Origin of the sequence: Micromonospora chokoriensis, assembly GCF_000718555.1 — a bacterium.
Classification (GTDB): domain Bacteria; phylum Actinomycetota; class Actinomycetes; order Mycobacteriales; family Micromonosporaceae; genus Micromonospora; species Micromonospora chokoriensis_B.
Map to the genome: position 1 here is coordinate 116,273 of NZ_JOAN01000014.1, position 24,429 is coordinate 140,701.

Below are 24,429 nucleotides of genomic sequence, written 5' to 3' on the forward strand. Positions count from 1 at the left end.
GTGGCGGGGGCGACGGCGTGACCGGCAAGCTTGATCTTGATCCGGTGCTGGTGGCGCGGGCGCGGGAGTTGGCGCGTCGGGCCGGGCAGCCGGTGGTGGACCTGGCGCGTAGCCACACCACGGTGTCGGTGGAGCGGGCGGTCCTGCGGTTGGCCGGGGTGACCGGTGCCGACCCGGACGGCATTCCGTGGGTGAACCGGCTCGTCGAGGCGGTCGCCGCGGATGTGGGGTTGGGTCACGGGGTGGCGGTGCCGGTGTTCGACGCCCTGGTCCGCGAGGGCAGCACCGACGTGACGTTGTTGGCGCAGAAGGCCGCCGCCGGGTCGGTGCGGTTCACCCAGCCGAGCGGGCGGGCGGCGACGGCCGCCCGGGCGGCGGCGCGTAAGGCGGTCGGGGCGGGTATCCGGCGTATCGACCGGCGGCGTGCCGAACGGGACCGGCTGGTGAAGCGCCACGGTGACCCGTTGCAGCGGCCGTGGATCTACCTGATCGTCGCGACGGGTGACATCTACGAGGACATTCCGCAGGCGCAGGCGGCGGCGCGGGCGGGCGCGGACGTGATCGCGGTGATCCGCTCCACCGGGCAGTCGCTGTTGGACTACGTGCCCGAGGGCGCGACCCGGGAGGGGTTCGCCGGCACGTACGCCACGCAGGAGAACTTTCGGCTGATGCGGGCGGCGTTGGACGAGTCGTCGAAGGAGGTTGGCCGCTACGTGCGGTTGACCAACTACGCGTCGGGGTTGTGCATGCCGGAGATGGCGACCCTCGCGGGGTTGGAACGCCTCGACATGATGCTCAACGACTCGATGTACGGGATTTTGTTCCGCGACATCAATCCGGTGCGCACGTTCGTCGACCAGCGGTTTTCCCGGCAGGTGCACGCCCGCGCGGGGATCATCATCAACACCGGTGAGGACAACTACCTGACCACCGCCGACGCGGTCGACGAGGCGCACACGGTGACGGTGTCGCAGCTGCTCAACGAGTTCTTCGCGCACGAGGCGGGGTTGGCGGACTGGCAGTTGGGGTTGGGGCACGCGTTCGAGATCAACCCGGAGGTGCCGGAGTCGTTCCGGTTGGAGTTGGCGCACGCGTTGCTGGCCCGGGAGTTGTTCCCGGACGCGCCGTTGAAGTGGATGCCGCCGACGAAGCACATGACCGGTGACGTGTTCCGGGGCAACCTGCTCGACGGGTTCTTCAACCTGGCGGGCGCGCTGACCGGTCAGGGAATCCTGTTGGTGGGGATGATGACCGAGGCGGTGGTGACGCCGTGGTTGTCCGACCGGGACATCGCCCTGCAGAACGTGCGCTACGTGTTGGGCGCCGCCGGTGGGCTGCACGAGGACTTCGTGCCGGCGCCGGGCGGGTTCATCCGCCGCCGCGCCAACCAGGTCCTCGGTGAGGCGCTGGATCTGTTGGAGCGCATCGGGGAGCAGACGTTGCTGTCGGCGATCGCCGAGGGCACCTTCGGGATCATGAAGCGGCCCGCGGACCGCGGTAAGGGCCTCGACGGGGTCGCCGCGCACGAGGCCGACTACTGCAACCCGGCCACCGACATCCTGGAGGCGGCGGCGTGAGCGGGGACAAGAAGCAGATCGTGCGGCCGTATGGGGACACCACCGGTGACGGGATGGTGCAGGTGTCGTTCACCCTGCCGGTGGCTCACGACAAGCGTGCCGAGGGCGCGGCGGTGCAGTTGGCCAACAAGATGGGCATCGACCCGGCGATGGTGGTGCACGCCAAGCCGATGGGCGACGGGTTCACGTTCTTCGTCGTGTACGGGCGGGTCAACCATCTGGTCGATCTCCACGCGGTGCAGGTGGTGGAGCGTGACTTCGCGTTGCTGTCGGCGAAGGACGTCAACACGGTGATCAAGCAGCGGTTGCGGCGCAAGCTGTCCGTGGTCGGGGCGTGCATCGGCACCGACGCGCACACCGTGGGCATCGACGCGATCCTCAACGTCAAGGGCATCGCGGGGGAGAAGGGCCTGGAGTACTACCGGGAGTTGAAGGTCACCAACATGGGCGCGCAGGTCAGCGTGCCGGAGTTGGTGGAGGCTGCCCGGGTGGAGAAGGCCGACGCGGTGCTTGTGTCGCAGGTGGTCACCCAACGCGACGCGCACCTGCACAACACCCGGGAGATGTCCGCGGCGTTCCGGGAGGCGATGCCGGCGGGGCGGCGGCCGCTGCTGATCGTCGGTGGTCCCCGTTTCGACGAGTCGATGACCGACGAGTTGGGTGTGGACCGGATCTTCGGTCGGGGCACCACGCCCGGTGAGGTGGCCAGCTACCTCGTGCACGCCCTGATCACGCAGCGGAAGGTGATGGCATGAGCGACGTGCGGCTTGGGTTGACGGTGACGCATCGGCGGTATGTGCCGTACGCGCACGCCCACTACGCCGGCAACCTCGTCGATGGGGCGTACGCCCTGGGGTTGTTCGGTGATGTCGCCACGGAGGTGTGTATCCGCACCGACGGCGACGAGGGTCTGTTCGCCGGGTACGCCGACGTGCGCTTCCACGCGCCGATTCACGCCGGCGACGTGGTGGAGGTGACCGCGCAGGTGTCGCGGGTGGGCACCCGCAGCCGCACCCTGGAGCTGAGCTGCGCGGTGGTGTGCCGGGGCCGCCCGGAGCGTTCCGCGTCCGCCGCGGAGGTCCTCGACCCGCCGATCGTGGCGGTCACCGCGACCGGCACCGTGGTCGTTCCCGCCGCCAGCGTGAGTCGCGAGGAGTGAGCCGGGGTTGCGAGCCCCGCAGTCGCGAACACCAGAGGCACAGTGAGTCGCGAGGAGTGAGCCGGGGTTGCGAGCCCCGCAGTCGCGAACAGGGAAACTCGTGACCCTGGCGGTCTGCGCGGACGTCGGTTCCACGTACACGAAGGTGGCGGTGGTGGACCTGGCCGCCGGTGTCCTGGTTGGCGCGGCGGCGGCGCCCACCACGGTCGGCACCGACGTGCTGCACGGCCTGGACGCCGCGGTCGCGGCGGCCACCGTCGGGCTCGGGGTGCGTGACGTGCCGTGGTACGTGTGCTCGTCGGCTGGTGGGGGGCTGCGGTTGGCCGTGGTCGGCTACGAGCCGCTGGTCACCGCGCAGGCCGGCCGGCGCGTCGGGTTGTCCGCCGGCGCGCACGTGGTGCACGTCGCGGCCGGTCGGCTCGGCGGCGCGGACCTGACGGCGTTGCGGGCGGCCCGATGCGACGTGGTGCTGCTCGTCGGCGGCACCGACGGCGGCGACGCCGACACGATCACCCACAACGCCACCAGGCTGGCGCGCGCCCGGTGGCGCACACCCGTGGTGTACGCGGGCAACGCCGACGTGCGCGAGGAGTTGACCGGGCTGCTGCGCGACGCCGGGGTGCCGGTCACCGACGCGCAGAACGTCCTGCCGCGCATCGGGGTGCTCGCCCCGGCGTCGGCGCGGGCGGCGATCCGTACGGTGTTCCTGCGCCACGTCATCGGTGGTAAACGACTGTCGAGGGGCACCCGGTTCGCGCGGCTGGTGCGGGCGGCCACCCCCGACGCGGTGCTCACCGGTGTGGAGGTGCTCGCCGACACCATCGGTGGTGACCTCGCCGTGGTCGACGTGGGTGGGGCCACCACCGATGTGTACTCGGTGCTCACGCCCGACGAGCGGGCCACCGGGCCGGGCCGGGAGGTCGCCGGCAGTCTGTGGCGGGCCCGCACCGTGGAGGGCGATCTGGGCATGCGGTGGAGCGCCCCCGGGGTGATCCGCGCCGCCGTCGAGGAGCGACTGCTGTCCGCGGACGACGCCGCGGGCCTGGCGGACGCCGCGGCGCGCCGGGCGGCCGACCCGGCGTTTCTGGCCGTCGACGACGTCGATCAGGTCGTGGACCGGCGCATCGCCGCTCTCGCGGCGACGGTGGCGATGCGCCGCCACGCCCGGGGCGCCGCCACCGGCGAGCGGGCTGGGCGTGATCTGCGCGATGTGCGGCTGATGGTGGGTTCCGGTGGGGTGCTGCGGCACGCGCCGACGGACGTGTCCGGGCAGGTGCTGGAGGCGGTCCTCGCCGACCACGCCGGCGGGTGGGCGTTGCCGCGTGCCGCCGCCGCGGTCATCGACGTCGACTACGTGCTGGCCGCCGGAGGGCTGCTCGCCGAGGAGCACCGGGCGGCGGCGGGGGCGCTGCTGCGTCAGCATCTGCGCCCGCATTGAGACTCGCCGACCCGACACGCCGTGGCGCAACACACGACAGGCCGGGTGTGGGTTGACAACCGACGGGGGTTGGCACGTACCGTCTTTGAGTCCTACCACGGGAAGCGGCTGTTGTTCGCTTCGTCCCTTCGTCCGCTGGCCGAGCGACATGTTCGAGCGTCATCGTCGCGGCGGCCAGGTCCAGCGGGCGGGGGTCGGCGGGGCGGCGCGAACCGGCCGCGGTTACCGGTGTTTGGGCAGGGTGAGGTGCACGGCCAGTAGACAACGGCCCGGCGGGGGCAGCCAGTCCACGTCCGGTCGGTCCGAAGGTCGTCGTGCCCCATCCTCGCCACACCGGCCGGGAAGGGCCTGGGAGCATCGGGGCGCGGCGCGAGCCGCGCCCCGATTTCGTCTCCCCCCGGGATGGCCGTGCGTTCGCGCACCATGCCGCCCGCACCGCAGTCCGCCAAGATCACGCTCAATCCAGGGACCAGGCCCCACCTGCACCGACAAGGCCACGACAACCGGGATCGAGCACGAACAAGGCGGTGACGGGGCAGCCCGCCGCCCGACGCGGCCGGTGCACCCGCCAGCCAGGTAGCCTTCGCCGGGTGATCGAGGTGAAGCGGTGACGACCCTGGACCGGGATGAGACCCACACCCCGGCGGCGCTGCCCCGGCCGGTCGTTACCGGTCGGCCGTTGCCGCTGCGGGTCGCCGTGCCCCTGGCGGTGGCCGCCGGGCTGGCCCTGCTGGTGGCGTTTCCCCCGTACGGGCTGTGGCCGCTCGCGCCCGTCGGGGTGGCGTTGCTGGCCGCCGCCGCGCACCGGCGGCGGTTGCGCGCCGGCGCCGGCCTGGGCTTCCTGACCGGGGTGGCGTTGTTCGCCCCGATGCTGGCCTGGACGAACCTGCATACCGGCTACCTGCCGTGGGTGCTGCTGTCGCTGCTGCAGGCCGGCTACCTGGCGCTGCTGGGCGCGGCCACCGCCTGGGTGTCGCCGCTGGCCGACCGCAGCCGCTGGGCGTGGCCGGCGCTGACCGGGCTGCTCTGGGTGGGGCAGGAGGCGCTGCGCGACCGCACCCCGTTCGGCGGGTTCCCGTGGGGGCGGTTGGCGTTCAGCCAGGACACCTCACCGCTACTGCGCCTCGCCGCGCTGGGCGGCGCGCCGCTGGTGACCTTCGCCGTGGCCCTCGTCGGCGGGTTGCTGGTCACCGCCGCCTGGCGGGGCTGGGTCACCGCCCAGCGCCGCGCACCGCACAGCCCGCAGGACACCCCTGCGGGCCCGGACAGTCCGCAGGACACCACGGCACCCCCGGACGCCGTAGCGGGCGCCACGGCGGGCCTGAACGGCCCGCAGGGCGCCACGGCGGCGCGGCGGTGGGCACCGGTGCTCGGACCGGCCGTCGTGGCCGTCGCGCTGACCGCCGGGGGTCTGTTGGTGCCGGTCGCCACCGCCGGGTCCGGCGCCACCGTCACCGTGGCGATCGTGCAGGGCAACGTGCCGCGGCTGGGCCTGGACTTCAACGCCCAACGGCAGGCGGTGCTCAACAACCACGTCGACGCCACCATCGAGCTGGCCGCGCGGGTCGCCGCCGGGCAGCAGCGGCAACCCGACCTGGTGGTGTGGCCGGAGAACTCCAGCGACATCGACCCGCTGCGCAACCCCACCGCCGGGGCACGAATCTCGCAGGCCGCTGACACCGTCGGGGCGCCGATCCTGGTCGGCGCGGTGCTGCTGGGTCCCGGTGCGGGGCAGGTCCGCAACGCGGGCATCCTGTGGCGGCCCGGCACCGGCGCGGACATGGACCAGCTGTACACGAAACGCCACCCGGTGCCGTTCGCCGAGTACGTGCCGCTGCGCAACGTGGCCCGGATGGTCAGCAAGCAGGTCGACCTGATCCGCAGCGACTTCGTGCCGGGAAGCACCCCGGGCGTGGTACGCGCCGGCCCCACCGTGCTCGGTGACGTGATCTGCTTCGAGGTCGCCTACGACCACGTGGTCCGCGACACCGTCACCGGTGGCGCGCAACTGCTGGTGGTGCAGACCAACAACGCCACCTTCAACGTGGCGGAGGCCCGCCAGCAGATGGCCATGGTGCGGTTGCGGGCGGTGGAGCACGGCCGACCGGCGTTGATGGCCTCCACGGTCGGCGTGTCCGGGTTCGTGGCACCCGACGGGCGGGTAAGCGATGCCACCGGGTTCAACACCCGGGAGGTCGTGGTGCGGCAGTTGCGGCTCGACGACGGGCGTACCCTCGCCACCCGCCTCGGTTGGTGGCCCGAGGTGGCGCTCGCCGCGCTGGCCGTGGCGGCCCTGGTCGGCGCGGCGGTGCTGCGTCGGCGGCAGCGGGTCAGGCCCGGATAGCAACAGCCGGTACGCCGGCGGGAGCGGAGGAACCGTGATCCAGGCGACCGATACGATCCGACGCCCGGACGAGGTGCCCGGGGTGGGCCGGGTGCTGGTGGTGATCCCCACCTACAACGAGGCCGACAACATCGCCGCGATCGTGGGCCGGGTCCGGCGCGCCGTCCCGGCGGTGCAGATCCTCATCGCTGACGACAACAGCCCCGACGGCACCGGCGCGATCGCCGACGCTCTGGCCGATGGCGACGCGCACGTGCAGGTGCTGCACCGTCAGGGCAAGCAGGGCCTCGGTGCGGCGTACCTGGCCGGGTTCGGGTGGGCGCGCGAGCGCGGCTACCAGGCGGTCGTGGAGATGGACGCGGACGGGTCGCACGCTCCGGAGGACCTGCCGGCGTTGCTGGAGGCCGCCCGCGACGCCGACGTGGTGATCGGCTCGCGGTGGACCAGCGGCGCGCGGGTGCTCAACTGGCCGCTGCGGCGGCTGCTGCTGTCGCGCGGCGGCAACCTGTACGCGCGCCTGGCGCTGGGCATGCCCGTGTCGGACGCCACCGGCGGTTACCGGGTGTACCGGATCAGCGCGCTGGACGCGATCGGCCTGGAGTCGGTGACCTCCCAGGGTTACTCGTTCCAGGTGGAGCTGTCCCGGCTGGCGCACCAGGCCGGGGTGCGGATCGTGGAGGTGCCGATCACCTTCGCCGAACGGGAGCACGGCGACAGCAAGATGAGCCCGAAGATCGTGGCCGAGGCGCTGTGGCGGATCACCGCCTGGGGTGTGCGCGACCGGCGTCAGGCGGTACGCCGTGGCCTGCACGGCACGGCCACCGGTCAGGCGCGGTGGCCGTGAGCGCGACCGTGTCATGCTGGATGAGCGGGACACGTCCATGATGTCGCGCGGGAATGGCGATGAGGTGAGATGCGCCGGAAACTGAGGTTCGCACCGGTGGCCATCGTGCTGGCGGTGGTGCTGGAGCTGGCGGTGTTCGTCGGTGTGGGACGGGCGCTGGGGTTCGGGACAGCGGTGTTGCTGGTGTTTGCCGCGTCGCTGCTGGGGTTGGTGCTGATGCACCGCGAGGGGACACGCGCCTGGCGTGGGTTCCGCGCCGCCGCGGCAGCCGGGCAGCCACCGGGGGCGCAGGTGACCAACGGCATGGTGGGGTTGGCGGGGGCGATGTTGCTGGCGGTGCCCGGCCTGGTCAGCGGGCTGGTCGGGTTGTTGCTGCTGGTGCCGCCGGTGCGCCGCCTGGCCCGTGCCGGGGTGCGACGCGCCACCGAGCGGCGGGTGTCGTCGATGGTCGCCGGTGACCTGTTCGGGCCCCGCACGGTGCGGGTGCGCCAGGGTGCGCCGCAGCCGACCCCGCAGCCGCAGGAGCCGGTGGTGGTCGATGGCGGTCGGGCCATCGAGGGTGAGATCGTCGAGCCCGGTCGGCACTGAGACGAAGCACAGAAACGACAGCGCCCCCGGGGAAACCCCGGGGGCGCCGTCGTGTGCGTCGTGCGGCTCAGGCGCGGCCGCGGCGGGTCCGAACCTCCTGAAGGCGCTCCTCGAGGATGTCCTCCAGCTCGGCGATCGAGCGCCGCTCCAGAAGCATGTCCCAGTGGGTGCGCGGCGGCTTGGCCTTCTTCTGCTCCGGCTCGTTGCCGTCGACAAGTCGGGCGACGCTGCCGTCGAACTTGCATTCCCAGGTCATCGGGACCTCGGCGTCGACGGCGAACGGCACCTCGAACTGGTGGCCCTTGGCGCAGAGGTACTCGCGGGTCTGACGCGGCGCGAGCTCCGTGTTGCGGTCGGATTCATAGCTCACCGCGCCAAGGCGGCTTCCGCGCAGCATACGCTCGCCCATGATCGACTTCCCCTCGTTCGTGGTGCTGGTCTTCTGGGTGTAACGGTGCGTTCCCGTCGAGCCATTCCCGCCCGAGGGCGTGAGGCATCCACGGGTGGGCCGGGACCAAGGGTATCCGGCCGCAACGGTCACCCGGTGAGGTGATCCCCAGGTGAGTCGCGACGGCGGTGTGTGTCCGCTGCCACCGGGGGGTTAACCGCCCGAGCCTACCGAAGGTTGCGCCACGCTGATCAGGTGGCGTCACCGCCCGTGGCGGCACCGAGGCGGGCCAGCGCCAGCGCCAGGTCACTGACCTGGTCACCGAGCTGCGCCACCCGCCGCTGGGCCAGGTCCCGGTCGGTCTCGGCGGCGTCGAGTCGTACCGTCAGGGCGGTGCGGTGACCCTCGGCGGTCGCCGCGGCCTGCCGGGCCACGCTCAGCTCGGCGGTGAGCGTGTCGCGATGGGCGGCCAGGGCGGCCAACTCGGCGCGCAGCCGCGCGGCCAACTCCGCAGCCTCCTGCCGGGCCTCGTCGGCCTGCCGGGCGGCGACCTCGGCGCGGTCGCGGGCCCGGTCTGCCTGCTCGCGCGCGCGGGCGGCGTCAGCGGCCTCGGCGCGGGTCCGCGCGGCGTCGGCGCGAGCCTGCTCGATCTGGCGGCGCACGTCCTGCACCTCGGTCTGCCACCGCCCGGCCCGTTCGGTCGCCTCGGACGCGGCCCGGGTGGCCCGTTCGGCGTCGGCGCGCACCGCGTCGCGCTCCACGCTCAGGTCGGCCACCCGCTGTCGCTCGGCGTCGCGTTCCGCGCGCAGGTCGGCCACCTCGGCGCGAGCCTGGTCACGGTCGCGCTCGGCCTGGGCGCGCAGCGCCTGCGCGGCGCTGGCGTCGTGGCGTGCCTGATCGCGGGCGGCCTCGGCGTGCCGTGCCCGCTCGTCGGCGGCGCTGGCGTGCCGTTGCGCCTGCTCGGCGCGTTGGCGGGCGTCGTCGGCCTCGGTCAGGGCGACGCGGGCCTGCTCGCGGGCACGCGCCGCGTCGGCCGCCGCGTTCTCGGCGTCGTCGCGGGCCTCGTCGCGTTCGGTCTGCGCCGCCGCGATCTCGGTGGCGGCCTCCGCGCGGGCCTGGGCGAGTTGTCGCTGCACGCCCACCGGGGACAACTCGGCGTGCAGCGACTCGGTCAACGTCTCGACGATCTGGTCGAGCCGGTCCACCGCCTCCCAGGTGCGGGCCACCTGCCCGGGCAGACCGGGTGCGTTGCGGTGACGCATCCGGGTGTTGCGGGAGGCACGTTGGCAGGCGCCGTCGTTGTCCCGGCAGTAGCGAAACGGTCGGCCCGCGCCGACACGCTGCGCCACCGGCGCTCCACAGTGGGCACACGGGCGGGTCTCGGTGGTGCTGGGCTGGGCGTCCATCGAGGGCGAAGTCTAGTGCGAGCCGGTCAGCTCGCCGCCCGGGCCGTCGCGTCCAGGGTGTAGCGGCGTTGCAGCAGCAGCGCCGCGAGCATCGCCGCCGCCGGCAGCAACCCGAAGCCGTAGCGGACCGCCGCGAGCGCCGCGTCCGGCTGCACCGGGGACTCACCGGCGGTCGAGGCCACGAAACCACCGACGGTCAGGCACAGCGCGTACGCGTACGGCCCCAGCGCCGCGCCGGTGGCCTCGGTGGCCGTCCACACCCCGGTGTAGGTGCCGGCACCGGTGCCACCACCAGCGGCGGCGCGGATCACGTCGGGCAGCATCGAGAACGGCAGCAGTTGCATGCCGGCGAACGCCACCCCGAGCACCGCCACCGCGCCGATGAGCACCGGCAGGCCGGCGGGGCGGCCCACCGCCAGCACCAGCGAGCCGATCGCGAACGCGGCCTGCGCGCCGAGCAGCGCCCGCTGCTTGCCGACCCGTCGGGCCACCACCAGCCAGACCGGGGTTACCAGCAGCGCCGGAGCCACGAACGCGGCCACCAGCACCGTGGTCAGGGCGGGCGCCCGCAACTCGTACTCGGCGTAGTAGGGCACCCCGGCGAGCACCAGATGGGTGGTGGTGGACATCGCCAGGTACGCGGCGACCAGCCACCGGAACTGCCTGTCGCGCAGCGCGGTGCGCAGCGCGCGCCACCCGCCGTGCCCGGTGGCGGCGGTGCCCGGCGCGGACCCGCGCAGCCGGGCGATGCCGGCGACACCGACGAGCATGGCCGCCAGCATCCCCACGGCGAGGATGACGCCCATGCGTTGGTAGCCGCCGCGCGTCGCGGCGTCGCCGCCGGTGAGCAGCGGGGCCAGCAGCCCGGAGACGAGGATGCCCAGGGTCAGCACGACCATCCGGAATGCCATCAGCCGGGTGCGTTCGTGGTAGCCGATGCGCAGGTCGGCCGGGGTGGACAGGTAGGGGACCTGGTAGGCGGCGAAGAGCAGGTTGCCGGCGATGAAGAACACCGCCACCCAGGCGGCGGCCGGCGCACCGGTGAGGCCGCCGGGCACGGCGAAGAGCCCGGCGAACGCGACCGGCAGGGCGCAGCCGAGCAGCAGCAGGCGACGCCGGTCGCCGCGTCGGGTCTGCTCGACGTCGGCGCGGTGACCCACCCAGGGATGCAGCAGCACATCGGCGATCTTCGGCAGCAGCAGCGCGAGGCCGGCCAGCCACGGCCCGACGGCCAGCACGTCGGTGAGGAAATAGAGCAGCAGCAGGCCGGGCACGGTCACCCAGACACCCATGCCGAGTGAGCCGGCGGCGAAGCCCGCCAGGGGGCCGCGTGGCAGCGTCGCGTCGGTGACGGCCGCGGGCCGCCGGTCCAGCCCGGTCATCGCCGCATCCTCTCCGCAATCCAACGGTTGCTGGATTCTAGGGGCAGAATGACGGCCATGACCATGCCCCGCCGCCGCCCGGGCCGGCCCCGCCGCGACGAGAGCCGGCCGACCCGCGAGGTGGTCCTCACCGCGGCGACCACGCTCTTCGCCGAACGGGGCTTCGATGCCGTCGGGCTGCGGGAGGTCGCCGCCGCCGCCGGCGTCGACGTGGCCACGGTCGCGCACCACACGGGTACGAAGGCAACGCTCTACGACGCCTGCTTCGCCCGGGTCTTCGCCGCCGAGCGGGAGGTGCTGACCGAGGCCGCCGAGCAGGCCCGCGCCGCGCTCGACGCGGGGCCGGACGCGGCACGGCGGGCCCTGCACGAGCTGGTCGACGTCTTCGTCGACTTCCTGGAGGACCGCCCCGAGACCACCGCGCTGTGGCTGCGCCGCTGGCTGGAACCGCAGCGGCACGCCGAGCTCGACCAGCGCTATGCCGACCCGCTCTACCGGCTGATCGCGGAGCTGCTCACCGCCGCCGCGGCGGCCGGGGCGCTGGCCGAGCCGACCCCCCACATCACCGTACGGAGTCTGGTGTGGGCGACGCACGGGCACGTGGTGGCGCTGGCCGCGGGCGCGCCTGGCGCTCGGGAACGGCGCGAGTTCCGGGCGTTCGTGCATCGCCTGCTCGACGGGTTGTACGGCTCGCCGACCCCTTGACGGGCCGCTGCCGCGCGACGATTATCCATCGGACGTTGGATTAGTGGGGGCGGCAATGGGCGTACCACCTCAGGTGGCGGTGATCGGCGCCGGTGCCGCCGGGCTCGCCGCGGTCAAGGCACTACGCGACGCCGACCTGCCAACGGTCGGCTTCGAGACCGCCGCGCAGGTCGGCGGTCTCTGGGTGTACGGGGCGCCCGACTCGCCCGCGTACCGCACGCTGCACCTGAACACCAGCCGTGGCCGCACCCAATTCGCCGACCACCCGATGCCCGCCGACTGGCCCGACTACCCCGACCACCGTCGTGTCGCCGGTTACCTCGCCGACTACGCCGAGCGTTTCGGGCTGACCGACGCCATCCGGCTGCGCCACACCGTCGAGCGGGTCACCCGCAACCCCACCGGCACCTGGACGGTCGCCGCCAGCGGCCCGGACGGCCCGGTCGAGGTCACCGTCGACGCCGTGGTCGTCGCCAACGGGCACAACCGGGTGCCCCGGCGGCCCGAGCCCGGCTACCCCGGCACCTGCACCGCCGAGCAGATCCACAGCCACGACTACCGAGGCCCGGAGCAGTTGGCCGGCCGGCGGGTCCTGGTCGTCGGCGGCGGTAACTCCGCGATGGACATCGCCGTGGACGCCTCCTACGCCGCCACCCGCACCCTGCTATCGCTGCGCCGGGGCGTCTGGGTGGTGCCGAAGTACCTGCTGGGTCGCCCCTCGGACACCCTCAACGGGGCGTTGGCCCGCCGACTGCCGTGGCGTCTGCGTCAACGCATCAGCCAGGCGATGCTGAGCACCACCGTCGGCAACCCCGCCCGCTACGGGCTGCCCGCGCCGACGCACGGCTTCCTGCAGGACCATCCGACGCTGTCTGACGGGTTGCTGTCGCGGCTGACCCACGGTGACGTCGAGGCCCGACCCGGTGTCGCCGCCCTCGACGGCGATCGGGTGGAGTTCACCGACGGCCGCAGCGACAGCGTCGATCTGATCATCTGGTGCACCGGCTACCGGGTGGACGTCCCGTTCCTCGACCCGGCGCTGCTCGCCGGCGGCGCGGACACCGTGGCGTTGTACCGACACGTGTTTCACCCCGACGCCCCCGGGTTGAGCTTCGTCGGGTTGATGCAGTCCACCGGTTCGGCGTTCCCCCTGGTCGAGGCGCAGGCCAAGCTGATCGCGGCGCAACTGTCCGGCCGGTACGCGCTGCCGGACCCGGACCGACAGCGCGCCGTCTGCCGGGCCGAGCTGCGGGCCGCGACCGCCCGCTGGGGTCAGCGCCGCCCGGCGATGCGCGTGGACTTCGACGTCTACCTGGCTGAGCTGGCCAGGGAGTTGACCGCCGGGACCCGCCGTGCCCGCGCCGACGTTTCCGGCGCGGCGTCCTCGGCGCGAGCAGCACAGTGAGCCGGCGGTCGCTGGCCGGCCGCCGGGTGCTGGTGACCGGGGCGTCCGGCACGTTCGGCCGCCACCTCGGCGCCGCGCTGAGCGCCGCCGGCGCGCGGGTGGTGGGGCTCGACCTGCACGGGTGCCCCGACGACGACGTGCCGGTGCTCGGTTGCGACCTGACCGACCCGGACGCCGTGGCACCGACGGTGCGGGCCGCCGTCGAGCGGCTCGGCGGGCTCGATCTGCTGATCAACAACGCCGGGGTCGGCGGCCCCGCACCGGCCGAGTTGCCGCCCGACGAGGTGGTCCGCCGCCAACTGGAGGTCAACCTGCTGGCGGCCTGGCGGACCACCGCCGCGGCGCTGCCCCCGCTGCTCGCCGCACGCGGGCGGGTGATCTTCGTGGCCAGTCGGATGGCGGTGCTGCCGCTGCCGCTCGCCGCCGCGTACGGGGTGAGCAAGCGTGCCCTGGTCGCCTACGCCGACGCGCTGCGCCACGAGGTGGGCACGCACGTCGGGGTCAGCGTCGTCTACCCGAGCATGGTCGCCTCACCGATTCACGACAGCACCGCCGAGGCCGGGCTGTCCCTGCAAGGGGTGTCCCGCCCCGAGCCCGTCGAAGGGGTGGTCGCCGCGATTTTGCGGACCGCCACGGCCCGGCGGGCGCCGCGTGATGTGGCGACCACCGCACGCGGCCGGCTGGAGATGGCCGTCGGCCGGCACGCGCCCGCGCTGGCCGACCGGCTGGTACGCCGTACCCTCGCCGCCCGGCTCGCCGCCGGTGACCTGGACGCCGCGCCACTGGCCGCCGCGATGGTGGGCCGCCACCGGGGGCGGTGATCGTCGGGTCAGGGCGCGGCGACCGCCGCGCGGGAACGGTCGGCGGCGATCCGTACGGCCAGCGCCGCGAGAGCGGTGCCGGTCACCCACCGCTGCACCCGAAGCCACCCCGGCCGGCGGGCGAAGAACCCCGCGAGGGTGCCGGCGCTGAGCACGATCAGCGCGTTCACGCTCAGCGCGACGGCGATCTGGGTCAGGCCCAGCAGCAGGCTCTGCGTTGCCAGGTGCCCCCACGCCGGGTCGATGAACTGCGGCAGCAGCGACACGTAGAGGATCGCGATCTTCGGGTTGAGCAGGTTGGTGACCAGGCCCATGGTGAACAGCCGCCGGGGCGGGTCCGGTGGCAGCGGCGCGGGCGTGAACGGCGAGTGTCCGCCCGGACGCAGCGTCCGCCAGGCCAGCCAGAGCAGGTAGCCGGCGCCGGCGAGCTTCACCACCGCGTACAGCGTCGGCACCAGCACGAAGACGGTGGCCAGGCCGGCGACCGCCGCCGCCAGGTAGACGCCGAAGCCGGCGGCCACCCCGAGCAGCGAGACGAGCCCAGCCCGGCGGCCCTGTGCCACCGAGCGGGACACCAGGTAGACCATGTTCGGGCCGGGCGTGAGAACCAGCCCCAACGCCACCAGCGCGATGCCCAGCAGTGCACCCGTACCCACCACCACGACGTTTCCCCCGTTCGGTAATCCCCACACCGACCGTAAACGGGATGAACCTCGCCACCCAGGGCCACCTGGCCGGCCGTGGCCTGCGATCCGGCGGGAATGGTCACCGGCGTGGACGCGCTGACCCTGGAAAGTGCGGGCCGAGCGCCGGAGGCGGCGCGATACGGTGGCCAGGGGAGGTGCCGCAGGGTGAGCGAGGCGTGGGAAGCGGCCGTGGAGGCGCAAATCCGGGGAGCCGTGCAGCGCGGCGAGTTCGACGACCTGCCCGGCATGGGCAAGCCGATCCCCGGGCGTGGGGCGCCGTACGACGAGTCGTGGTGGATCAAGAGTTTCCTGGAGCGCGAGGCGCTCCCCAGCGACCTGCTGCTGCCCACCCCGCTGCAACTGCGCCGACGCATCGAGCAGGTCCCCGACGAGGTCCGTGACCTGCCCACCGAGCAGTCTGTCCGCGACGTCGTGGCGCAGTTGAACGCGCAGATCGTGGCGTGGCTGCGCAATCCCGACGGCCCTCGGGTCGTGGTGCGTCCGGTCAACGCCGAGGACGTGGTCCACCGCTGGCGCGCCGACCGTACCCGGCGTGAGGTCACGACGACCGGCACCGAGCCGGCGACCTTCGTAACGCCGCCGCGCCGGCCCGGCCGTAGCTGGTGGCGGCGGTGGCGCCGCCGTCGGGGCTGACCCACGGCCACGACCACGGCAGACTGTCCCGATGCTCATCGAATCGCCGTCACCCGGAATGCCCTCGACGCCGGGTCTCGCCCTGCGTCCCTGGTGCGCCGACGACCTGGATGATCTGGTGGAGGCGTACCGGGATCCGGTCCTGCGGCGCTGGACCAACGTGCCGGTGATTACCGCCGCCGACGGCCGGCGGTGGCTGGAAGGCGCACTGCGGGACTTCGACGACGACCGGCGGTACACCTTCGCCGTCCTCGAAGAGGACGCCGACGGCGCTCGGCTGGTGGGGAACGTGGTGCTCAAGGGCATCTCCGACCAGCGCCCGGTGCCGGAGGTGGGTTACTGGACGGCGTCGTGGGCCCGCGGTCGCGGCGTCGCCCCGCGCGCCGTCACCGCGCTGAGCCGGTGGGCGTTCGACCGGTTCCCCGCCCTGACACATCTCGACCTGCTGCACCAGACGGACAACGTGGCGTCCTGCCGGGTGGCGCAGAAGTGCGGCTTCCTGTTCCAGGAGGTGCTGCCGGCTCGGCCGCCCTTCCCGCTCGATGGTCACCGGCACTCGCTCACCGCCGTCTAGCGATCAGTGCACCGCGGCGCGCCAGACCCAGGAGGTGCGCCGGGCCCGGCCGGGCAGCTCACCGCGGCCGGTCATCCAGAGCAGCACCTCGGGAGCGGGCCCGGCCGGCGCGTCGGGGAAGAGCCGCCGCAGCACCAGCGCGCTGAGCCGCTGCGGCGGCTGCCACGGCACACCGAGACCGAGGGTGATGTCGTGGGTGTGCAGCAGAGTCTCGGCAACGCCCATGGCGGCGAAGCCGGCCGGATCGCATGGGCCGAAGTGCCAGGCCCGCGCGTGCGGCGAGGCGGCGTCGACGGCAGCGGCGAGCAGCCCGGCGCAGGCCCGCACCACGGTGAGCACCCGCGCCGGGCTCGCGTCGAGGTCGACCCGCAGGTCGTACGGGAGGTAGGCGTCGTCCGGGCTTGCGGCGACCTGGCCCGCGTAGGCGAGAAGGTCGTGCGCGACGTGCGCCGCGGTGGTCCAGCAGCTCCAGGTCAGCGTGCCGGCCGGCACCGACCAGTCGCGCTCGTGGTGCGGCACCAGCACCCGGGTCATCTCCTCGGCCGCCGCCCGCAGGTCGGCTCCGGTCACCGCTGACATCCGTCGACCCTCGCAGGGCCACGTCGACGGCGCAACCGGGATCCGCGTGGGAATCCTGTGATGGGCAAGAGGGTTCGACGCATGCGAGAATCCATCGTCGCGTGGGGGAGGCGAGCGGAGTGTTGCCCAACCTGGTGGTGGACACGACGGTGTTGCCACCGGCGGACAGGTTCGAGTTCTGGTATGCCCTGGTCGCTCAGGAGACGGCACCAGCGCACATCAGCAGCGCCCACCTCGACGACTTCGCCGCGTACATCCAGGCCATCGATCTTGGTCGTATCCGGTTGACCTCGCTGCGGTACCCGTCGCTGGACTCGATCCGGCCTGCGCAACTGGTCCGCAAAGCCGAGGCGGACGTGTATCAGCTCGCGCTACCGCTCACGGGTCGCAGCGTGTTGACTCAGGACCGCACCGAGTCCACGCTGGAAGCCGCGAATCACTTCGCGCTTCTGGACACCGCGCGGCCGCACGTCGCCCGGCACCGCGCTGACGGCCCCGGTCTCGCCACCGCGATCACCGTGCAGATACCTCACGCGGCGCTGTCCTTGGCACCGGACCGGCTCCGCCGACTGTTGGCCATGCCGATGCCGTCGCACCGCGGCGTCGGCGGGCTGTTGGCCCACCACCTGCGCGGCATCGCGGCGCACCCGGAGCAGTTTGAGCCGGCCGAGGCCGAGGTCCTGGGCAGTGTGGCGCTGGACCTGCTCGCTGCCACGCTCGCTCAGCACCTCGACCTTGAGGGCACCCTGTCACCGGAGGCCCAGCAAACCGCGCTACGAGCCCGCGTCGTCGACTTCATCGACCGTCACCTCGACAGTGCTGAGCTCAGCCCGCGCAGCATCGCGGCCGCCCACCACATCTCGCTGCGGTCCCTGCACCGCCTGTTCGAGGGGGAGGCGACGACCGCTGCCGAACTCATCCGCGCCAAGCGCCTGGAGCAGTGCCGTCGCGATCTGGGCAACCCGCTGCAACTGCGGCAGCCGGTCCAGGTCATCGGCGCCCGTTGGGGATTCCCGGACAAGGCCCACTTCAGCCGTCTCTTCCGCGCTCGCTACGGACGTTCACCGCAGGCCTACCGGATGGCCGTCGTCCACCAGGAGCGGTGACCCCACCGGTCCCGCACGTGCGCGGGGACCGTTACCGCCGGCGGCCGGTCGGATCGTCGGCGACGAAGTCACCGATGGCGGCGCGGATCATCTCGCCGTACGGGTCGTCCGGTAGGTGCGCCAGGTGTTCGCGGGCTCGGGCGAGGTGCTCCCGGGCCGGGCCGATGTTGCCCAGGCGTCGGTGGCAGTCGGCCAGGTTCAGGTGCAGCGACGGTAGGAAGCCCTGCACCTGAAGCGTGTGGTGGTACCGCTGAGCACGGTCGTCGGTGAGGTCGCCGACGGCGGCGAGGGCACGCTCGTCCCAGCCCAGCTCCGCCTCGGTGGTGTCCTGCAGGTCGGCGAGGTAGTGGGCCAGGGTGCAGCGGTGCAGGGCGTCACCGGTGGGGCCCAGCTCGTCCCACAGCGCGGTGAGCAGCTCACGGGCCTGGGCGGAGGCGCCGGTCTGGCCGAGCTGCACCGCCTCGATGATGCGGGTCATGGTCGGATCGGGTGTCGGCTGGTCGTTCATGTCGCCGATGCTCGGGCCTCGACCCGGTCGAGGGTCAAATCGCCACCACCGGCACCTGGCCGTCTTAAAATTACAATCTGCTGCTCAAATCTTGCACTTCGCTGTCTGGTTTTCGTAGGCTGCCGTGGTGAGCAAACCTCCCCTGGTCGAGGCGAGAGATCTGACCAAGATCTATCCACCACGTGGCTCCACAGCGGAGTTCCGGGCGGTCGACGGCATCGACTTCGCGCTTGCGCGGGGGGAGTCCTTCGGGCTTCTCGGCCCCAACGGCGCCGGCAAGTCCACCACCATGCGGATGATCGCCGCGACGTCGCCGATCAGCGGCGGCAGCCTGCGGGTGCTGGGCATGGACCCGATGAAACAAGGGCCGGAGATCCGGGCCCGGCTAGGCGTCGTGACGCAGGACGACCACCTGGACAACGAGCTCACCGTGCGGGAGAACCTGCACATCTACGGGCGATACTTCGGCCTGCCGCGGGCCGTCATCCGAGACCGCGCGACCCGGCTGCTCGACTTCGCTCAGCTGCAGGAGAAGGCCGGCGACCCGGTCGAGACGCTCTCCGGCGGCATGCGTCGGCGGCTGACCATCGCCCGCTCCCTGATCAACGAGCCCGACATCCTGCTGCTCGACGAGCCGACCACCGGCCTCGACCCGCAGGCTCGGCACATCCTGTGGGACCGGCTCTTCCAGCTCAAACAGGAGGGCGTCACGCTCATCCTCACCACGCACTACATGGACGAGGCTGAGCAACTCTGCGACCGGCTCATCGTGGTCGACCACGGCCGGATCGTCGCCCAAGGCTCCCCTCGGGACCTGATCACCAGGTACGCCACCCGGGAGGTCCTCGAACTTCGCTTCCGCCTCGACGAACGGGACACCGCCGCGGAGAAGCTCCGAACCTCGGTGCTGGCCACCGGCGGCACCGACACCGACGGACGCGTCGAAATGCTCCCCGACCGGGTGCTCGTCTACACCGCCGACGGCGAGGCCGCCCTCGGCGCGGTGCACGCCATGTCGCTCACGCCGCTCACCGCGCTGGTCCGCCGCGCGACGTTGGAGGACGTGTTCCTCAAACTCACCGGCCGATCGCTGATCGAGTAGCAGGAGAGGGCACTGGTGCTTCGCGCATTCGGATACTGGGTCACGCGCTACCGGCGCACCTGGCGCGGCTCGATCGTGATCAACGTACTGAACCCGTTGCTGTTCCTCATCGGCATCGGCGCCGGCCTCGGCGCGCTCGTAGACGACAACGCGCCGGCCCAGATCGCCGGCGTCTCCTACGCGGCGTTCTTCGCCCCGGGCATGCTGGCCGCGGCCGCGATGCAGAACGCGTTCCTGGAGGGGTCCGCAGGCGTCGCCCGGGCTGCGAGCTTCGGGGCCTACCGCAGCGCCACGCCCACACCACTCGCCCCGGAGCAGCTCGCCGCCGGGCACCTGCTCTTCATCACCTTCCGGCTGCTCATCGCCAGCGGTGCCTTCATCGCGGTGATGGCCGCGTTCGGGCTGGTCGGGGGGTGGTGGGCGCTCGGCGCCCTGCTCGGCGCGACGCTGACCGGGGTCGCGTTCGCGGCACCAGCGGCCGCGTGGGCGGTCGGGGTGCGCAAACTGCGCCACATCGACACGGTGTTCCGGTTCGTCATCATGCCGTTCTACATGTTCTCCGGAACGTTCTTCGCGGTCTCGCAGCTACCGGAGTGGATCCGACCGGTCTCCTATCTCCTGCCGTTGTGGCACGGGGTGGAGCTGTGCCGCACGCTGAGCCTCGGCACGGCGACTGTCGCCGGCAGCTCCGTGCACATCGCCTACCTGCTGGCGCTCGCGATCGGCGGCTTCCTGGTCGCCCGCGTCACCTATCGCCGACGGTTGCACCCGTGACGACACACGTCCCGCGTCTCGTGGAGGCCGCATGAGCACCGTCGTCGTACCCACCTGGACGAGCCGGCGAGCCCTCGCGCTCATCGAACGCAACGTCATGATCTACCGCCGGTCGGTCACGCCGCTGCTCAACGCACTTGTCGAACCGATCCTGTATCTGCTGTCGATCGGTGTCGGTGTCGGGCTGCTCGTCGGCACGGTCCCCGGGGTCGACGTCCCGTACGCCGTCTACGTGGCCCCGGCGATCCTGGCCACGACCGCGATGAACACGGCGTTCAACCAGACCAGCTTCGGTGTCTTCACCCGGATGCGGGTCGAGAAGACCTATGAGGCGATCCTGCCGACACCCCTGTCCGTCACCGACATCGCCGTCGGCGAGGTGACCAGCGCGATGATCAACGCGTTGTTGACGTCGATCGGATTCCTCACCCTGATGGCCGTTGGCGGGCTGGTCACGTCGGCGTGGGTGCTGCTGGCCCTTCCGGCGTCGGTGCTGATCTCGTACGCGTTCGCCGCCGGCGGGCTGGCCGTCACGACGTACCTGCGCGACTTCCCGGACTTCCAGTACGTCCAGCTCTTCATGCTGCCGATGTACCTGTTCGCGACGACGTTCTATCCCCTCTCGGTCTACCCGGAGGCGGTGCAGCCCTTGATCCGGGCGCTGCCGCTCTACCACGCCATCGAGCTGGTCCGTGAGCCTGCGCTGGGCCACCTCAGCTGGGATCTGCTGATCCCGGTGGTCTACCTCGTCGCGTTCGGCTCGATCGCGATGCACGTCGCCACTCGTCGCATGACCCGCGCGATGCTGCGCTGACACCACCTCGGCCCGCGGCGCGCACCGCAGAGCGCGGTGCGCGCCGCGGGACCAGGCCGACCGTCGCTACCGCCGCAGGAGAGTCGGGTCGGCGACGAGGCCGACCCGCACCGCAGGGTCGGGACGTCTCATCGCTGGGCGACGATGGCCTCGATCACCGAGCGGGCGGAGGTCGGGCGGCGGCCGATGAGGCGTTGCAGCGTCGGGTCGGTGACGGCGAACTCACCTCGTCGCGCCGCGCGGTAGATGCCGAGGGTGAAGTCGGCTACCTCTGCGGGCATGCCACCGTCGACGGCAGCGGCGGTCCACTCGTCGTCGTCGACGACGACTCGGGTGATCGCGCGTCCCGTGATCTCGGTGAGGATGTCGGCCACCGCTGCGAGGTCGAGCATCTCCAGAGCGGTCAGCGCAGGCGTAACGCCGTCGAGCAGTCCCTCCTCGGCCACGGCGATGGCTGCGGCCTCGGCCAGGTCGGCGTGCGCGGTCCAGGAGACCGGGCCGTCCGCAGGGGCCACGAGCTGCCCGGTCTCCAGCGCCGCACCGATGGAGTAGCCGAGCGTGCTCGCGTAGAACCCGTTGCGCAGGGCGGTGAAGGGAACCCCCACACCGGCCAGGTACTCCTCGGTCGCGGCATGGGTGAGCTGGGCGGCGAAGAGCGAATCGCTGGATGCGGCCTGGTGGCTGGTGTACAGGATCCGCTTGGCTCCGGCGGCGCGGGCGGCGTCGATCGCGGCGCGGTTGGCGACGACCGCGCCGGCGCCGCGAATGGCGGGAGACACGACCAGGACCGTCTCGGCGCCTTCGAAGGCGTGCGCCAACGTGCCCGGGTTGGTGAAGTCGCCCGCCCGGACCCGCACGCCGCGCTCGGCGAGGCCCGCGGCCTTGTCGACGTCGCGCACACTCACGCCCACCTCCTGGGCGGGAATCCGATCGAGGAGCCGGTCGACGATCTGGGACCCGAGGTGACCTGTGGCACCGGTGACGACGTACATGCTGCACTCCCTGCTGTTATCGGCGATACGCCAAATACGTTAGCAGCGATAATCCATGGATAACAAGTTGCTGTTAGCATCGGTTCATGGTTTCGGCGCAGGACACGGCATCCCGGGACGACGTCCGATCCGCGATCATCGCGGCAGCCACCCAACTGCTACGCGAGAAGGGCGCGAACGCGGTGACGACGCGCGCGGTCGCCCAGGCGGCGGGCGTGCAGGCGCCGACCATCTACCGGTTGTTCGGTGACAAGGACGGCCTCGTCGACGCCGTCGCCGAGCACGTCATGGCCACCTACGTCAGCAGCAAGTCGGCAGCGGCGGCAGCCGAGCATGGTGACCCGGTGGCGGATCTGCGCTCCGCTTGGCGGACGCACCTGGAGTTCGGGTTGGCAAACCCTGAGCTGTACGCGCTCATCGCCACCCGAGGACGCGGCGCATCCTCGCCGGCCGCGGTCGCGGGCATGGAGGTGCTGCGCGCTCGCGTACGACGACTCGCCGCGGTCGGCCTGCTCCGCGTCGACGAGCAGCGCGCGCTCATGATGATCCACGCCGCAGGCAACGGAACCATCCTCGCTCTCCTGGGAACGCCTGCCGGAGAGCGCGACCTCGGTCTCGGTGACGCCATGTTCGACGCCGTGCTCAGCGGCATCCTGGCGACCGCCCCGGCGACACCCGACAGCACCACGAACGCGATCGCGGTGACATTCGCGACGGTGGTCCCCGACCTTCCCGGGCTCAGCGACGCCGAACGTGCGCTGATGGCCGAGTGGCTCAGCCGATCGGTGACTCGCCCATAGCCCAGCCCGGCCCGGAGGCTGCCTTGAAAAGGACCTCCCGGGATGATGTCGTATCCGGGCGCAGCCGTTCGTAGACCTGGTGTGTGGCGGCCCGCCGCGCACGAGGGTTGCCCGAACGGCCCTCGTCCGGGAACCGAGAGGAGACGACGGTGACGGAGTACCTGATCGCATTCAACGATGAGTGGGTGCCCCCGCACACGGCGGAGCAGTTGCGCGCGAAGGCCACGGCCGGACGGGCCCTGATGGAGGAGATGCGCGCCGAAGGTGTCCTGATCTTCAGCAACGGCGCGCTCGACCGGTCGACCGCGGTGTGCAGTGTCGAGTCGGTGGACGGCAAGCCCGTCTTCACCGACGGCCCGTACGTCGAGAGCAAGGAGCACCTCGGCGGCTTCGCCGTGGTGGACGTGCCCGACGACGAGGCGGCGCGGTACTGGGCCGGCCGGCTCGCGACCGCGCTCGACTGGCCGCAGGAGATACACCGGTTCCCGGGCACCGGAGAGAAGTGAGCGCGACGCCGAGCCCTGCTGGGTCATGACCGACCCCACCGTCGAGCCGGCGATCACCCGTGCCCACCGCGAGGAGTGGGCGCGGCTGGTCGCCGGCCTCGCCCGCCGCTTCGGCGACCTCGACACCGCCGAGGACGCGACGGCCGAGGCGTTCGTCGAGGCCGTGAAGCGGTGGCCGCGCGAGGGCGTACCCCCGAATCCCGGCGGTTGGCTCGCGACCACCGCGACCCGCAAGGCGATCGACCGGCTGCGTCGCGAGGCGCAGCGCGACGCGAAACACCAGGCGGCCCAGATCGCGTACGACGACAGCCCGCCCGAGCCGACCGGCCCGGTCGAGGATGACCGGCTCCGGCTGGTCTTCACCTGCTGTCACCCGGCGCTCCCGGTACCGGCCCGGGTGGCGCTGACCCTGCGCCTGCTCGGCGGCCTCACCGTTGCCGAGATCGCCCGGGCCTTCCTGGTGCCGGAGACGACGATGGCGCGACGGATCACCCGCGCCAAGGCAAAGATCAAGGCGGCCCGCGTCCCCTACCGGGTGCCGGAGGCCGACGACATCCGCGAACGGCTCGGCGCTGTGCTCGCGGTCGTCTACCTCGTCTTCAACGAGGGCTATCTCGCCAGCGACGGCAGCGACGCGCTACGCGTCGACCTGACCGACGAGGCGATCCGCCTCGGCCGCCTGCTGCGCGCTCTCCTTCCGGACGACGGCGAGGTGGCCGGCCTGCTCGCCCTGATGCTGCTCACCGACGCGCGACGGCCAGCGCGGGTGTCCCGTACCGGGGAGTTGGTGACCCTCGACGAGCAGGACCGCGGCGCATGGGACGCCGCCCTCATCGCCGAGGGCAGAGCCCTGATCCGCGAACGGGTCAAGGTGGTGGCGGCCGGCGGTGACCCGGCCGGGCGCTACCAACTGCTGGCCGCGATCAACGTGGTCCACATGGACGTCCCATCGGCCCGCGACACCGACTGGTCCACGATCCTCGCCCTCTACGGCCGCATGGTGCTGCTCGACCCCTCGCCGATCGTGCGGCTCAACCGGGCGGTCGCCCTCGCCGAGGTCGACGGCCCGGCAGTGGGGCTCGCCGAGATCGACCGGCTCGCCGAGGCGCTCGATGGCTACCACGCGCTGCACGCCGCACGCGCCGACCTACTGCGTCGACTAGGGCGCAGCGGAGATTCACGGACGGCGTACGACCGGGCCATCGACCTGGCCGGCAACCCCGCCGAGCGGGCCTACCTCACCCGCCGCCGCGACCAGCTCGCCGGCTGATCTCCCC

At 72.5% G+C, this 24,429-nt stretch carries 26 protein-coding genes; 19 read left to right on the forward strand and 7 right to left on the reverse strand.

Annotated elements, in window-relative coordinates:
* Positions 1 to 17 precede the first annotated feature (17 nt).
* The 7 genes from IF46_RS0119455 (at position 18) to IF46_RS0119485 (ending at position 7,950) form a co-directional block, all read left to right on the forward strand.
* Positions 18 to 1,577 (forward strand): lysine 5,6-aminomutase subunit alpha, encoded by a 1,560-nt coding sequence (locus tag IF46_RS0119455; RefSeq protein ID WP_030489770.1) that lies wholly within the window; start codon positions 18 to 20, stop codon positions 1,575 to 1,577.
* Positions 1,574 to 2,332, forward strand: coding sequence for an OAM dimerization domain-containing protein (locus IF46_RS0119460; RefSeq protein ID WP_030489771.1), 759 nt, complete (start codon positions 1,574 to 1,576; stop codon positions 2,330 to 2,332). Before IF46_RS0119455 ends, IF46_RS0119460 begins: the two co-directional genes overlap by 4 nt.
* Positions 2,329 to 2,736 carry a hotdog domain-containing protein gene (locus IF46_RS0119465; protein WP_030489772.1) on the forward strand — a complete coding sequence of 136 codons (408 nt, stop codon included), beginning with the start codon at positions 2,329 to 2,331 and terminating at the stop codon, positions 2,734 to 2,736. Before IF46_RS0119460 ends, IF46_RS0119465 begins: the two co-directional genes overlap by 4 nt.
* Positions 2,737 to 2,836: 100 nt before the next feature.
* A complete protein-coding gene (locus IF46_RS0119470) occupies positions 2,837 to 4,174 on the forward strand; it encodes a glutamate mutase L (RefSeq protein WP_030489773.1) in 1,338 nt (445 codons plus the stop codon).
* Positions 4,175 to 4,781: 607 nt separating this feature from the next.
* The gene (gene lnt / locus IF46_RS0119475) at positions 4,782 to 6,518 is read left to right on the forward strand and encodes an apolipoprotein N-acyltransferase (protein ID WP_030489774.1); all 1,737 of its coding nucleotides are present in this window, start codon (positions 4,782 to 4,784) and stop codon (positions 6,516 to 6,518) included.
* A gap of 34 nt (positions 6,519 to 6,552) precedes the next feature.
* Entirely contained in the window at positions 6,553 to 7,362 is an 810-nt protein-coding gene (locus IF46_RS0119480) for a polyprenol monophosphomannose synthase (RefSeq protein ID WP_232234094.1), read from the forward strand.
* Positions 7,363 to 7,431: 69 nt separating this feature from the next.
* Positions 7,432 to 7,950: an FxsA family protein gene (locus IF46_RS0119485; protein ID WP_030489776.1), complete on the forward strand. Its 519-nt coding sequence runs from the start codon at positions 7,432 to 7,434 to the stop codon at positions 7,948 to 7,950.
* Positions 7,951 to 8,017: 67 nt separating this feature from the next.
* On the opposite strand, the gene IF46_RS0119490 is transcribed toward IF46_RS0119485, so the two are convergent.
* From IF46_RS0119490 to IF46_RS0119500, 3 genes are all read right to left on the reverse strand, one after another.
* Entirely contained in the window at positions 8,018 to 8,359 is a 342-nt protein-coding gene (locus IF46_RS0119490) for an RNA polymerase-binding protein RbpA (RefSeq protein WP_030489777.1), read from the reverse strand.
* Positions 8,360 to 8,589: 230 nt separating this feature from the next.
* Positions 8,590 to 9,744, reverse strand: coding sequence for a hypothetical protein (locus IF46_RS0119495; RefSeq protein WP_030489778.1), 1,155 nt, complete (start codon positions 9,742 to 9,744; stop codon positions 8,590 to 8,592).
* Positions 9,745 to 9,770: 26 nt separating this feature from the next.
* On the reverse strand, positions 9,771 to 11,126 hold the full coding sequence (locus IF46_RS0119500; RefSeq protein ID WP_030489779.1) for an MFS transporter: 1,356 nt from the start codon (positions 11,124 to 11,126) through the stop codon (positions 9,771 to 9,773).
* 57 nt (positions 11,127 to 11,183) lie between these two features.
* On the opposite strand from IF46_RS0119500, the gene IF46_RS0119505 reads away from it, so the two are divergent.
* The 3 genes from IF46_RS0119505 to IF46_RS0119515 are packed head-to-tail and all read left to right on the forward strand — an operon-like array spanning position 11,184 to position 14,057.
* Positions 11,184 to 11,831, forward strand: a complete 648-nt coding sequence (locus IF46_RS0119505) for a TetR/AcrR family transcriptional regulator (RefSeq protein ID WP_420063579.1) — start codon at positions 11,184 to 11,186, stop codon at positions 11,829 to 11,831.
* Positions 11,832 to 11,886: 55 nt separating this feature from the next.
* Positions 11,887 to 13,236 (forward strand): flavin-containing monooxygenase, encoded by a 1,350-nt coding sequence (locus IF46_RS0119510; RefSeq protein WP_030489781.1) that lies wholly within the window; start codon positions 11,887 to 11,889, stop codon positions 13,234 to 13,236.
* Positions 13,233 to 14,057, forward strand: a complete 825-nt coding sequence (locus IF46_RS0119515) for an SDR family NAD(P)-dependent oxidoreductase (RefSeq protein ID WP_030489782.1) — start codon at positions 13,233 to 13,235, stop codon at positions 14,055 to 14,057. The genes IF46_RS0119510 and IF46_RS0119515 overlap by 4 nt, the downstream gene beginning before the upstream one ends.
* A gap of 8 nt (positions 14,058 to 14,065) precedes the next feature.
* Here the strand turns inward: IF46_RS0119515 and IF46_RS0119520 are convergent, their stop codons facing one another.
* Complete coding sequence (locus IF46_RS0119520) at positions 14,066 to 14,716, reverse strand: LysE family translocator (RefSeq protein ID WP_030489783.1); 651 nt, start codon at positions 14,714 to 14,716, stop codon at positions 14,066 to 14,068.
* Positions 14,717 to 14,908: 192 nt separating this feature from the next.
* On the opposite strand from IF46_RS0119520, the gene IF46_RS0119525 reads away from it, so the two are divergent.
* Together IF46_RS0119525 and IF46_RS0119530 are read left to right on the forward strand one after the other, a co-directional pair.
* Entirely contained in the window at positions 14,909 to 15,397 is a 489-nt protein-coding gene (locus tag IF46_RS0119525) for a DUF1992 domain-containing protein (RefSeq protein ID WP_030489784.1), read from the forward strand.
* Between the two features lie 31 nt (positions 15,398 to 15,428).
* A complete protein-coding gene (locus tag IF46_RS0119530) occupies positions 15,429 to 15,971 on the forward strand; it encodes a GNAT family N-acetyltransferase (protein ID WP_030489785.1) in 543 nt (180 codons plus the stop codon).
* Between the two features lie 3 nt (positions 15,972 to 15,974).
* On the opposite strand, the gene IF46_RS0119535 is transcribed toward IF46_RS0119530, so the two are convergent.
* Positions 15,975 to 16,550 (reverse strand): maleylpyruvate isomerase N-terminal domain-containing protein, encoded by a 576-nt coding sequence (locus tag IF46_RS0119535; RefSeq protein WP_030489786.1) that lies wholly within the window; start codon positions 16,548 to 16,550, stop codon positions 15,975 to 15,977.
* A gap of 101 nt (positions 16,551 to 16,651) precedes the next feature.
* Between IF46_RS0119535 and IF46_RS0119540 the strand changes: the two genes are divergently transcribed.
* Positions 16,652 to 17,656 carry a helix-turn-helix domain-containing protein gene (locus IF46_RS0119540; RefSeq protein WP_198041472.1) on the forward strand — a complete coding sequence of 335 codons (1,005 nt, stop codon included), beginning with the start codon at positions 16,652 to 16,654 and terminating at the stop codon, positions 17,654 to 17,656.
* Positions 17,657 to 17,687: 31 nt separating this feature from the next.
* On the opposite strand, the gene IF46_RS0119545 is transcribed toward IF46_RS0119540, so the two are convergent.
* Entirely contained in the window at positions 17,688 to 18,164 is a 477-nt protein-coding gene (locus IF46_RS0119545; RefSeq protein WP_030489788.1) for a hypothetical protein, read from the reverse strand.
* Positions 18,165 to 18,288: 124 nt separating this feature from the next.
* On the opposite strand from IF46_RS0119545, the gene IF46_RS0119550 reads away from it, so the two are divergent.
* The 3 genes from IF46_RS0119550 to IF46_RS0119560 are packed head-to-tail and all read left to right on the forward strand — an operon-like array spanning position 18,289 to position 20,854.
* Positions 18,289 to 19,266, forward strand: a complete 978-nt coding sequence (locus tag IF46_RS0119550; RefSeq protein ID WP_157563171.1) for an ABC transporter ATP-binding protein — start codon at positions 18,289 to 18,291, stop codon at positions 19,264 to 19,266.
* A gap of 15 nt (positions 19,267 to 19,281) precedes the next feature.
* Complete coding sequence (locus IF46_RS0119555; protein WP_198041473.1) at positions 19,282 to 20,040, forward strand: ABC transporter permease; 759 nt, start codon at positions 19,282 to 19,284, stop codon at positions 20,038 to 20,040.
* Positions 20,041 to 20,071: 31 nt separating this feature from the next.
* A complete protein-coding gene (locus IF46_RS0119560) occupies positions 20,072 to 20,854 on the forward strand; it encodes an ABC transporter permease (protein ID WP_030489791.1) in 783 nt (260 codons plus the stop codon).
* A gap of 128 nt (positions 20,855 to 20,982) precedes the next feature.
* On the opposite strand, the gene IF46_RS0119565 is transcribed toward IF46_RS0119560, so the two are convergent.
* Complete coding sequence (locus tag IF46_RS0119565) at positions 20,983 to 21,846, reverse strand: NAD(P)H-binding protein (protein WP_030489792.1); 864 nt, start codon at positions 21,844 to 21,846, stop codon at positions 20,983 to 20,985.
* A gap of 86 nt (positions 21,847 to 21,932) precedes the next feature.
* On the opposite strand from IF46_RS0119565, the gene IF46_RS0119570 reads away from it, so the two are divergent.
* From IF46_RS0119570 to IF46_RS0119580, 3 genes are all read left to right on the forward strand, one after another.
* Entirely contained in the window at positions 21,933 to 22,646 is a 714-nt protein-coding gene (locus tag IF46_RS0119570; RefSeq protein ID WP_030489793.1) for a TetR/AcrR family transcriptional regulator, read from the forward strand.
* A 149-nt stretch (positions 22,647 to 22,795) separates the two neighbouring features.
* Entirely contained in the window at positions 22,796 to 23,152 is a 357-nt protein-coding gene (locus IF46_RS0119575) for a YciI family protein (protein WP_030489794.1), read from the forward strand.
* Between the two features lie 25 nt (positions 23,153 to 23,177).
* Complete coding sequence (locus tag IF46_RS0119580; RefSeq protein WP_030489795.1) at positions 23,178 to 24,422, forward strand: RNA polymerase sigma factor; 1,245 nt, start codon at positions 23,178 to 23,180, stop codon at positions 24,420 to 24,422.
* The last annotated feature ends 7 nt before the right edge of the window (positions 24,423 to 24,429 follow it).

Excerpts from the sequence above, each read along its gene's own strand:
- IF46_RS0119465 (WP_030489772.1), top strand. The coding sequence starts at position 2,329 with ATGAGCGACGTGCGGCTTGGGTTGACGGTGACGCATCGGCGGTATGTG.
- IF46_RS0119485 (WP_030489776.1), top strand. The coding sequence starts at position 7,432 with ATGCGCCGGAAACTGAGGTTCGCACCGGTGGCCATCGTGCTGGCGGTG.
- IF46_RS0119490 (WP_030489777.1), bottom strand. The coding sequence starts at position 8,359 with ATGGGCGAGCGTATGCTGCGCGGAAGCCGCCTTGGCGCGGTGAGCTAT.
- IF46_RS0119495 (WP_030489778.1), bottom strand. The coding sequence starts at position 9,744 with ATGGACGCCCAGCCCAGCACCACCGAGACCCGCCCGTGTGCCCACTGT.
- IF46_RS0119500 (WP_030489779.1), bottom strand. The coding sequence starts at position 11,126 with ATGACCGGGCTGGACCGGCGGCCCGCGGCCGTCACCGACGCGACGCTG.
- IF46_RS0119505 (WP_420063579.1), top strand. The coding sequence starts at position 11,184 with ATGACCATGCCCCGCCGCCGCCCGGGCCGGCCCCGCCGCGACGAGAGC.
- IF46_RS0119510 (WP_030489781.1), top strand. The coding sequence starts at position 11,887 with ATGGGCGTACCACCTCAGGTGGCGGTGATCGGCGCCGGTGCCGCCGGG.
- IF46_RS0119530 (WP_030489785.1), top strand. The coding sequence starts at position 15,429 with ATGCTCATCGAATCGCCGTCACCCGGAATGCCCTCGACGCCGGGTCTC.
- IF46_RS0119535 (WP_030489786.1), bottom strand. The coding sequence starts at position 16,550 with ATGTCAGCGGTGACCGGAGCCGACCTGCGGGCGGCGGCCGAGGAGATG.
- IF46_RS0119545 (WP_030489788.1), bottom strand. The coding sequence starts at position 18,164 with ATGAACGACCAGCCGACACCCGATCCGACCATGACCCGCATCATCGAG.
- IF46_RS0119560 (WP_030489791.1), top strand. The coding sequence starts at position 20,072 with ATGAGCACCGTCGTCGTACCCACCTGGACGAGCCGGCGAGCCCTCGCG.
- IF46_RS0119565 (WP_030489792.1), bottom strand. The coding sequence starts at position 21,846 with ATGTACGTCGTCACCGGTGCCACAGGTCACCTCGGGTCCCAGATCGTC.
- IF46_RS0119570 (WP_030489793.1), top strand. The coding sequence starts at position 21,933 with ATGGTTTCGGCGCAGGACACGGCATCCCGGGACGACGTCCGATCCGCG.
- IF46_RS0119580 (WP_030489795.1), top strand. The coding sequence starts at position 23,178 with ATGACCGACCCCACCGTCGAGCCGGCGATCACCCGTGCCCACCGCGAG.